This window comes from Arthrobacter sp. 08Y14, from assembly GCF_002929455.1.
Taxonomy (GTDB): Bacteria; Actinomycetota; Actinomycetes; order Actinomycetales; family Micrococcaceae; genus Arthrobacter_B; species Arthrobacter_B sunyaminii.
In genome coordinates this window covers 1-517 of the sequence record NZ_PJIX01000064.1, presented here as the reverse complement: position 1 = coordinate 517, position 517 = coordinate 1, and the positions used below count along the sequence as shown (strand labels likewise).

The following is a 517-nucleotide window of genomic DNA, read 5'->3' as shown; positions in this document are numbered from 1 at the left end:
ACCGGCGCCGGAATTGCCCTGGACGACACCGATCTTGCCAGCCCATTTGGGGTCGACAAAGTCTGCCCAGCTCTTCGGTGCGTCTTCGTCCTTCACCAGCTGGGAGTTGTACCCGAACGTATATACGGCATTGTGGGTTCGAGTGAAATCGCCGGAGTTGATGACGACCTCCTCGAACGTTTCTGAGCCTGGAACCGTATAGGGACGCCAGACACCAGCTTGGCTGAAACCATCCGCAAGCCGATAGTCGGAAATACGTACGACGTCGGCGCTCAGCATGTCGGCTCCCTGCTCCGAGAGAACCCGCTCCGACAGTCGGTTCGGCTGAAGCCGGACCATGTTGACTTGGATTCCTGTGTCCTTCGTGAAGGCCTCGATGAAGGTCTTTTCATTCGCCTCGGGATATCCCGTATAGAGGTTCAAAGTCTGGCCCTTGGCCTTGTCGTAGACGTCCTGCGCAGCGATCTGCTCTCCGTCGATAACGAGACCCTTTGTCGTCTCAACGTCTGCATCGTTC

1 protein-coding gene is annotated in these 517 nt (G+C 57.1%); it reads right to left on the bottom strand.

Annotation, left to right across the window (positions count from 1 at the left end):
* On the bottom strand, positions 1–517 hold a 517-nt coding region (locus CXR03_RS17990), incomplete at both ends, for an ABC transporter substrate-binding protein (RefSeq protein ID WP_146070573.1).